Raw genomic sequence first — 9,646 nt, 5'->3', positions numbered from 1 at the left:
TTTATGAATGAAGACCTAATCTTGCTGATCGGGGAGAAGATCAAATCGAAACGCACCCAGAAGAAGATAACCACTGAAGCCCTGGCCAATAAGGCCGGAGTTACCAAGGGCCTGATCTCACAGATCGAGAATAACAGAACTGTTCCTTCATTGCCTGTATTATTCAATATTATAGAGGCCCTGAATGAAGACCTGAAGACCTTCTTTGAAGACATGCATGTGCATTTCACCAATGGTCATGTGCTCATCATCAGGAAGGGGGAGGAAAAGCCTTTTGAGAAAGAGCCGGTGCGCGGATTCACCTACAAGCGCATTCTTACCAAAAGCCTGGTAACGCAGGCCATTGACGTGGCAGTGCTGGATCTCAAGAAGGGGGCAGGCCGGAAACAACTGATCACCACTGATGCTTTTGAATGCAAGCATATATTAAAAGGAAAGATAGAATACCAGATAGAAAAGGAGAAGTTCACACTGGAAGCAGGTGATACCCTCTTCTTCGACGGAAGGGCCAGGCACCGGGTAAAAAATATCGGCCCGGGAGAGGCCAGTATCCTGATTGTGTATTTGTTTTAATCTCGCTGTGCCAATCTCCGCTTAATCTACTGCCACTCCCGACTTATCAACCGTTTACTAATAGTATAGTTTTGTTTACAAATACTTAACTGCGCCTTAAAATGCAGGTGTGTTTAATATCCTACCTTTTGTTGTCCGTAAGCCATCGCCGCTGCGATGCATGACACCTCTTATTCATAAATCACCAGATCTTTTAGTTTAGTAAGATTGAATTATTGTTTATAAATACTAAACTTAATATTTAGTTAAAGCTCCTTTAATCTTCCGGTTACATCCTGCTTCTACTTTCGTTCCGCAATTAATTTAACTCAGCACTTCCAACAAAAAACCTGTTTATGCGCAAGCCCTTATTCTCAGGGAAATGCCTTACGGTATTATCACTGATACTATTTCCCATTTTGTCTTTCGCACAGCAACTGATCTCCGGAAAGGTAGTGGCAACGGCCGGCCAGCAACCTCTTTCCGGCATCAGTGTTTCTGTGAAAGGAAGTTCCAGCGGAACCAGCACTAACGCCGGTGGCATTTTTGCCATCAATGCCAAACAAGGCGATGTGCTTGTGTTCAGTGGCATCAGCATTAAAACAAAGGAGATCACTGTTACAGGCAGCCAGGTACTTGCTGAACTGGAAACAGATGCAACAGGCATGAATGAAGTTGTGGTGACCGCCCTCGGTGTGCGGAAAGAAACCAAGCGGCTTACCTATGCCATTCAGGATGTAAAAACATCCGAGCTAAACAAAGCCCGTGAACCGAACGCAGTGAACAGCCTCAAAGGTAAAGTGGCTGGCCTCACCGTGAATATCGGCAGCGAGCTCCTCCGTCAGCCGGGCATCAATTTCCGCGGCGAAGGTGCCATCCTCTTTGTGGTGGATGGTATTCCTATCACAACAGATACCTGGAATATCAGTCCGGATGATATTGAAAGTTATACTTTCCTGAAAGGTCAGGCCGCCTCCGCACTCTACGGCAGTCTTGCCCGAAACGGAGCCATCGTTATCAATACCAGGAAGGGGACTAAGGACAAGAGAGGATTCGCCATCGAATTCAATTCAAGCACCATGTTCGATAAGGGTTTTCTGGCCCTGCCCAAATACCAGGATGATTATGGTCCGGGTTCCAAAGGCAAATATGCCTTCGGTGATGGCCGTGGCGGTGGTCTGAATGATAACGACTATGATGTATGGGGACCTAAATTTGAAGGACAGCTCATTCCCCAGTACGATGGCGCCTATGATCCAGCAAAAACCTACGAGACTAAATTTGCTGACGGTACCATCTTCAAGGGCAATATCGCTCCCACGCCCTGGACTGCCCGTGGCAAGGACAACCTGAAGGAGTTCCTCCAGACAGGTATTCTCAGCACCAACCATATTTCAATCGCTTCCCGCGGAGATAAATATGATCTGCGTTTCGGGCTTGGGCATAATTTCCAGCGTTCCATCATTCCCAATATGAGCGTGAATACTACCAACTTCAATTTCAATGCAGGTTACCAGTTCACTGATAAAATCAAGCTTTCTGCGAATATCAATTACAGCAGGCAGTATTCACCCAACTTTCCCGATGTGGATTATGGCCCCAACAGCCTTATCTATAACGTGATCATCTGGGCAGGCGCAGACTGGAGCATGAAAGACATGCGTAACTACTGGCAGCCGGGCAAAGAAGGCATCCAGCAGAAATATGCGGAGTACCAGCGTTACAACAATCCCTGGTTCGTTGTGTATGAATGGTTGCGCCCTCATTACAAAAATGATGTTTATGGATATGTAACACTCAACTGGAAGTTCGCTAAAGACTTCGAGCTGATGTACCGCCCTTCCATCTCCACTTACAATGTGTTCAGGCAGGAAAAAATGCCGGTGTCTGCCGGCGCATATGATCGTGATGAGCGACTGGGTGACTACCGGGAAGACAACCGGAATTTTTTCGAGGCCAATAACGAAGTGCAGGTCAGGTACAGCAACGAGTTCATGAATAAGTTCTTCAACCTGGACGCCTTTGCCGGTGCCAATATCAGAACTGCCCGCTACAATGGAAGTATTGCCACCACGGACTATCTTAGTGTTCCCGGTCTATACACTCTCGCCAACACGCTGCGTCCGGCCAGGAGCGCTTCCATTGCGCTTGAAAACCTGATGCTCAGTACTTTCTATTCACTTGACCTGGGTGTGGGAAATTTTCTGAACCTGCATTCAACCGGTCGTCTGGATAAAGTGAGCACCCTGCGTAAAGATGAGAATACCTATTTCTATCCTTCAGTAGGCGTATCAACTACCGTTTCCGATTATACGCAAATGCCTTCAGCCGTCAGTTTCCTCAAGTTCCGCGGATCATATGCAGAGGGAAGGAATGCCGGTATCTATGCAAACATCGGCCAGCCTGCTATTGGTTTCGGAACAGGCCAGAGTTATGGACAGGAATACAAAACGCCCATCAATATGGGAACCTACGACCTGCTGTACAACGGTTACCAGATCCAGAATGGCAATTACAACAACGCTCCAGGCGTAAGCTATGCCAATGGATTGCTGGATCCCAATCTTCAGGCAGATAATAAGAAAACCCTGGAACTGGGTATGGATATCCGTTTCATGAAGAACAGGCTGAACCTGGATGTTACCTGGTTCAATTCAAAATCAGAACTGCTCAGCAACAGGAACGATATCATTTCTCCTACTTCAGGATATGAATTCATCAAAACCAATTACGGTAGCTACCGTAACAGGGGATGGGAAATCACTTTGTCCGGTTCTCCCGTACAAAACAAGAACTTCAACTGGAACGTGAATGTGAACTGGAGCACTTTTGTGCGCACCTGGATCAAACATCCTACACCTGATCAGTGGAGCAAGGATGGAGACAGGGTTGACCTCTACTACGGTGAAGGTTTCATCCGCACGCCGGATGGTCAGCTGGTGCATGGTTCCGATGGACTGCTGATGCGTTTCCGCGATGCAGGACAGGGAGATGCCAAACGCATATTCGGTCATGCTGATCCTGACTGGACCTGGGGTGTCAACAACTCATTCTCTTATAAATCATTCAGGTTCTCCTTCCAGTTTGATGGTGTGGTTGGTGGTGTGCTGCATGATTATGTACGTCAGAAAACATTACAGGGTGGAAGGCATATCGAAACATCAACAGGCCTCTGGGGCCAGCACCGACCTGATGACGTGAAAGGCGGATCACTGGTAGCTCCAGGCATAACACTGGTTGGAGCCATTCAACTGGATCCTGTGACCGGTGAGATCACCAATATGAAAGACCTGCAGCAGAAAGCAAACACTACTGCCACCACTGTACAGAACTATTCAAGCCGTTATGCCAATATCGCGGAGTTGAACATCATCAGCAAAACCTTTGCGAAGCTGCGTGAGATCACATTCACGTATACGTTGCCGCAGAACATGCTGGGTAAGTCCTTTATCAAGAAAGCGGAAGTATCTCTCGTGGGCAGGAATCTGGCACTGTTCTTCCCTTCAAAATACAAGGATGTGGATCCGGACCAGTTCACGCAAAGCAGTGGATCCGATCTGCAAACTCCCAGCACCCGCCGTTTTGGCTTCAACCTCAATCTTACATTCTAACCAGTCAACAATCCTGATATGAAAAAGCTATTCTATCTGCTGGCGGTTGCAAACCTCGTAATGGTTTCATCCTGCCAGAAAAGGTTCGACGAACTGCAAAAGAATCCCAACGTGTCTGACGTGGCGCCTCCCAATCTTTTGCTCAACAAACTGCTCAATGACCTGCGGGAAGGAATCGGTGGTGTTGAGCCCTGGGGCGCTGTAGCCCGTTACAGCCAGTACTATTGCCGCAACTACCAGTACTATGGCGATAATCAGTACAACTGGAACAACGGCCCGTTCGATATCTACACCAATACGCTCAAAAATATCGTGCAGATGGACAAAGAAGCGGAGCGTCTTGAAAAGAATACGCAGACAGGATATCATGCCATCGGCAAATTCCTGCGTGCTTATTATTTCTATAACCTCACCTCCATGATGGGCGATGTGCCGTTGAAGGATGCATTGAAAGGTGCTGAACTGCTGCAGCCCTCCTATGACCAGCAGAAGGATATATTCCTGCAGATCCTCACCTGGCTGGATGAAGCCAACAATGATTTCAAATCCCTCGATGACCGTAAAGCCAGTATCAGCGGTGACTTCTTCTTCAACGGGGATTTTTCGAAATGGAGAAAAGTGGCAAATGCTTACAAGCTTCGTGTGCTGATCGCACTGAGCAAAAAAGAAGGAGATGCGGAACTGAAGATCAGGCAACGCTTTGCAGAAACACTGGCGGACAATGTGAAGTATCCTCTCTTTGAAAAGATGGAAGATAACTTTATGTACAGGTATGTGGCAAGCATCAATAACTATCCCACCAATACCATCAACTTCGGTAACGATGCACTTCGCTACAATATGGCTGAAACCTATGTGAAGAGTTGCACCAATCTTAAAGATCCGCGAGTATTGGTTACCTGCGAGCCAGCCTGGAAGCTGGTGAACGACAATGGCTGGGCGCCTACCGATTTCAGGGCCTTTGTGGCATCAGGCACCGGTGAGGCGCAGGATGTGATGGAGAGCAAGGCACTTGCCTACAGTATTTCATTGATCAACAGGTACCGCTATTACCGAACACTGACTGCGGAGGACTTCATCATTGCAGGGTATCCTGAAATGTGCTTCAATATTGCTGAAGCATTGAACCGTGGCTGGGCCACCGGTAATGCGGAGGACTGGTATATGAAAGGCATCAAAGCTTCACTGGAATTTTATGGCATCAAGGAAGGAAGCAATATGGCTTATTACCTGGGTATTGGTAAACTGCTGAGCAAGAATGAATGGACACTGGCCCCTTTCACTTTTAATTTCAATGATTATTACACACAGGGTACAGTGGAGTATGAAGCAGGTGCTGCCGGATTGAATAAGATACTGATGCAGAAATACCTGGCCTTCTTTCAGAACTCCGGATGGGAGCCGTATTTCAACTACCGCAGAACTGGTGTTCCAACATTTTCAACTGGTGTGGGTATTGGTAACAATGGCATCATTCCAAAGCGTTGGTCATATCCCTCTTATGAAATGAACAGGAATAAAGAGAATCTGAAAGCTGCGCTGGACCGCCAGTTCAGCGGTAGTAACAACATCAATGATGTGATCTGGCTTATTAAATAATTATCAACAAACCAGAGCCCGCAATTTTTTTCGGGATCAATACTGATATTGCATGCCGGGTGAATTCAACAATACAAACTCTTTTATAGGCAAATCAAGAGCAATCGTAGCAGTTTCTTAATGTTGACGGCGAAGCTAGTCCTGGTTTCGCCTTTTTTTCTCCACGCAATATCATACCTGACCGGCTCTTGCAAATTTTTTGAATATGAAATATGTAGTGATATGCATTGCATGCCTGCTCTGCCTGCCCGTATTGCAGGCCCAGACAGGCAAAACAGAAAACCTTATTATCGTTACACTGGATGGAATGCGTTGGCAGGAAGTTTTCAAAGGGATCGATCCCACACTTACAGATGATACGCTCTTCAACCGGGATAGCAAGGGATTGCGTGAAAAATTCTGGTCTGATAGTGTGGATGAACGAAGAAAGAAACTTTTTCCTTTTATATGGGAAGTGGTGTCCAGGCAGGGGCAGATCTATGGCAACAGGCGCTTCGGTAATTATGTTGATAATGCAAATCCATACTGGTTCTCATATCCCGGTTACAATGAGATCTTCACAGGATATCCGGATACTGCTGTGAATTCAAATGACAAGATCTTCAACAGGAACACCAATGTGCTGGAATTTGTAAATAAGCAGAAAGGGTATCAGCAGAAAGTTGCTGCCTTTTCTACCTGGGATGTATTCCCGTATATTCTCAATGAGCCGCGCAGCGGCGTGTATGTAAACTCCGACGTGGATACTATTCCTTTCAATATACCACAGCTGCAGGTGTTGAACGATATGCAGTTCTTGGCTCCGAAGCCCATCGGTGTAAGGCAGGATGTAATTACGTATATGGCAGCACGTGAGTATCTGAAAGCGTACAAACCAAAAGTGATGTACATCGCTTTCGACGAAACGGATGATTTTGCACATGCCGGCATGTACGATCAGTATATTGGCAGTGCGCATGCGCAGGACGCCATGATCAGGGATATCTGGAATACGGTGCAGTCCATGCCGCAATACAAAAACAAAACCACCCTATTAGTTACAGTGGATCACGGCAGGGGAGATATTGTAAAAGCGAACTGGTGCCACCATGGTACAAGAATTGAAGATGCACATGAGATCTGGCTGGCAGTGATGGGGCCGGATACAAAACCGCTGGGCGAGCTGAAAACCGCCGGGCAATTGTACCAGATGCAGATTGCGGCAACACTGGCAAAGCTGCTTGGTTTTACATTTACGGCAGAGCATCCCGTTGCTGACCCTATCAAATCTGTTTATTCAAAATAACCGCATATGAATAATGAACAGGCAAATGCCATTGCCGGGGAGATCATCAGGTTGTACCGGCAGCACGGAGGCGAGGAGTATGCAGGAGAAGCGATCACGCAACTGGAGCATATGGCGCAGGCCGCACAGCTGGCGGAAGAACAGGGGTATGATGAAGATGTGATACTGGCTGCCTTCCTGCACGATATCGGCCATATCTGCGTGAGTTTGCAGGGGGATAATGAAATGGATGGCTATGGAATAAAGGACCACGAAGAAATCGGCGCTTCCTTCCTGCGCAGTAAGGGGTTTTCTGAAAGATTGATCAGACTGGTTGAATCACATGTGGATGCAAAACGTTATCTTACTTACAGTTCGCCGGAGTATTATGATAACCTCTCGGAAGCCAGTAAAAGAACGCTGGAATTTCAGGGAGGAATGATGAGTACGGAAGAGGCAACAGCGTTTGAAGCGGATCCTCTTTTCGATCTGATCATCCGGATGCGCAGGTGGGACGAAGCCGCCAAAATTAAAGAAGTTCCTGTACCCGACCTTTCTCCCTACCAGGAAATGATCCGCCGGCATTTACTGGCTCAGCAATAATCCGTACTCTAACAATTTCAACAGATGATTATGTCTTCAACAAAACTGGTAGTATTTGATATGGCGGGCACCACGGTTCGTGATCGCGGAGATGTAGCCACCGCATTTATTACTGCACTTGCTGAACTGGGAGTTCCCAAACCGTCAACAGCAGATGTAAATGAAGTGATGGGCTTTCGCAAGATCGACGCTATCCGTATCCTTTTAGATAAATACGGCGCTCCGGAGGGAGCTGATATAGATCAGCTGATAGAAAATATCCATCAGCGATTTACGGAACTGATGATCGGATTTTATCAGAATGATAAAGACCTGCAACCACTTCCGTATGCGGAGAACCTTTTCAGGGAATTGCATGAGAAAGCTGTGAAAGTGGCGCTCAATACAGGTTTTACAAGGCCTGTTACGGAAGCCATCCTTTCCCGCCTCAACTGGAAGAACAATCCCCTGATAGATATGGTGATCTGCAGTGATGAAGTACCGGAAGGAAGACCTGAACCATATATGATTCAGGCCATCATGCAGCAACTGGGAATCAGCAGTAGCAGGGAAGTGGTGAAAGTAGGAGATACAGAAGTGGATGTTCAGGAAGGCCGCAATGCAAACTGCGGACTGGTGATAAGTGTTACCACGGGAGCCGCCACCAGGGAACAGCTGCAGCAGTTTCATCCGGACCATATCATCGATAGCCTGGAAGAATTACCATCCTTAATCTAATAGCTTGTCAACCTTAACTGCAACAACCCCCGCTTTCACCAGGAAGCAGATCATGATCGCCATTTATGCGGCGGTGGTGGCATTCCTAAGTTATACATCCGTATACGCTTACCGGAAACCTTTTACTGTAGCCACTTTCGATGGCCTCATATTCTGGGGCATCAAATACCAGGTATTGCTGATCATCAGCCAGGGGCTGGGCTATATGTTGAGTAAGTTTGCCGGCATCCGTTTTATTTCTGAACTGAAAAGGATCGGGAGGTGGAAGACCAGCGCCCTGTTGATCGGAACGGCCTGGTTCTCTTTGCTGGTATTCGGATTTGTTCCCGCGCCCTGGGGTATGCTCTGTTTGTTTGTGAATGGCTTCATGCTCGGATTCATGTGGGGCATTGTATTCAGCTATGTGGAAGGTCGAAGGGCTACAGATCTCATTGGCTCTGCCATGGCGGTGAGTTTCATCTTTGCGGGTGGCTTCACCCGCTCGGTGGCGGTATGGCTGAGAGACAGCTGGCAGGTACCTGAGCACTGGCTGGCATTTGCCACAGGCATGGTCTTTGCGCTGCCATTGATCTTCTTTATTTACTTACTGGAACGCATACCCGATCCTGACGCGGCAGATATACAGGAAAGGACTGTGCGCCTGCCCATGAGCAAGGAAAGCCGGCTGAAGTTCATCAGGAATTTCGGTGGTGGTATTGTGGCCATTACGGTCACTTATCTTTTCCTTACCATCATGCGCGATGTGCGTGATAATTTCATGGCCAATCTATGGGCTGAACTGGGATACGGGAAGAAACCGGCCATTTTTACACAAACGGAAACCATCACTTCCATTTCCATCCTGATCATGATGAGCCTGCTCATTACGGTGAGAAAGAATATCAGGGCCCTTCAAATGATCCACTGGGTGATCCTGGTTGGTTTTCTGCTGGCTGGTATTTCATCGGCACTGTTCCTTACGGGAAACCTTAGCGGGGCCCTCTGGATGCAGTTGGTAGGGCTTGGGTTATACATGGGTTATATTCCTTTCAACTGTATCTTTTTTGAAAGGCTGATCGCTTCTTTCCGCATTGCCGGTAATGTAGGTTTCCTCATTTACCTGGTGGATGCCTATGGTTACCTGGGTAGTTCCTTTGTAATGTTATCAAAAGAAATATTTCAGATAAACTTAACCTGGTCTGAATTCTATCCTAATAGTGTAGTATTATTTTCGGTGATAGGTGTGGCAGGTACCCTCTTTTCGATGGTGTATTTCAGTCGCAAGTACCAATCACTTTCTAATTCCTGATCAATGAAAACA

General features: G+C 47.1%; 7 protein-coding genes. All 7 read left to right on the top strand.

The window, feature by feature from the left end; genetic code table 11:
• Window positions 1–573, top strand: a 573-nt coding sequence (locus ACTHMC_RS10930; protein ID WP_440413153.1) for a helix-turn-helix domain-containing protein, incomplete at its 5' end; no start/stop codon positions are given.
• A 335-nt stretch (window positions 574–908) separates the two neighbouring features.
• Window positions 909–4,163, top strand: a complete 3,255-nt coding sequence (locus ACTHMC_RS10925; RefSeq protein ID WP_440413152.1) for a SusC/RagA family TonB-linked outer membrane protein — start codon at window positions 909–911, stop codon at window positions 4,161–4,163.
• 18 nt (window positions 4,164–4,181) lie between these two features.
• The gene (locus tag ACTHMC_RS10920) at window positions 4,182–5,762 is read left to right on the top strand and encodes a SusD/RagB family nutrient-binding outer membrane lipoprotein (protein ID WP_440413151.1); all 1,581 of its coding nucleotides are present in this window, start codon (window positions 4,182–4,184) and stop codon (window positions 5,760–5,762) included.
• Window positions 5,763–5,967: 205 nt separating this feature from the next.
• Window positions 5,968–7,047: an alkaline phosphatase family protein gene (locus ACTHMC_RS10915; RefSeq protein WP_440413150.1), complete on the top strand. Its 1,080-nt coding sequence runs from the start codon at window positions 5,968–5,970 to the stop codon at window positions 7,045–7,047.
• A 6-nt stretch (window positions 7,048–7,053) separates the two neighbouring features.
• Window positions 7,054–7,629 carry a phosphonate degradation HD-domain oxygenase gene (locus tag ACTHMC_RS10910; RefSeq protein WP_440413149.1) on the top strand — a complete coding sequence of 192 codons (576 nt, stop codon included), beginning with the start codon at window positions 7,054–7,056 and terminating at the stop codon, window positions 7,627–7,629.
• 30 nt (window positions 7,630–7,659) lie between these two features.
• Window positions 7,660–8,346 carry an HAD-IA family hydrolase gene (locus ACTHMC_RS10905; protein WP_440413148.1) on the top strand — a complete coding sequence of 229 codons (687 nt, stop codon included), beginning with the start codon at window positions 7,660–7,662 and terminating at the stop codon, window positions 8,344–8,346.
• 4 nt (window positions 8,347–8,350) lie between these two features.
• Window positions 8,351–9,634 carry a DUF5690 family protein gene (locus tag ACTHMC_RS10900; RefSeq protein WP_440413147.1) on the top strand — a complete coding sequence of 428 codons (1,284 nt, stop codon included), beginning with the start codon at window positions 8,351–8,353 and terminating at the stop codon, window positions 9,632–9,634.
• The last annotated feature ends 12 nt before the right edge of the window (window positions 9,635–9,646 follow it).

This window comes from Pseudobacter sp. (assembly GCF_051955275.1).
Taxonomy (GTDB): Bacteria; Bacteroidota; Bacteroidia; order Chitinophagales; family Chitinophagaceae; genus Pseudobacter.
The sequence above is the reverse complement of the archived record's forward strand: the minus strand, read 5'-3'. Positions and strand labels throughout refer to the sequence as shown.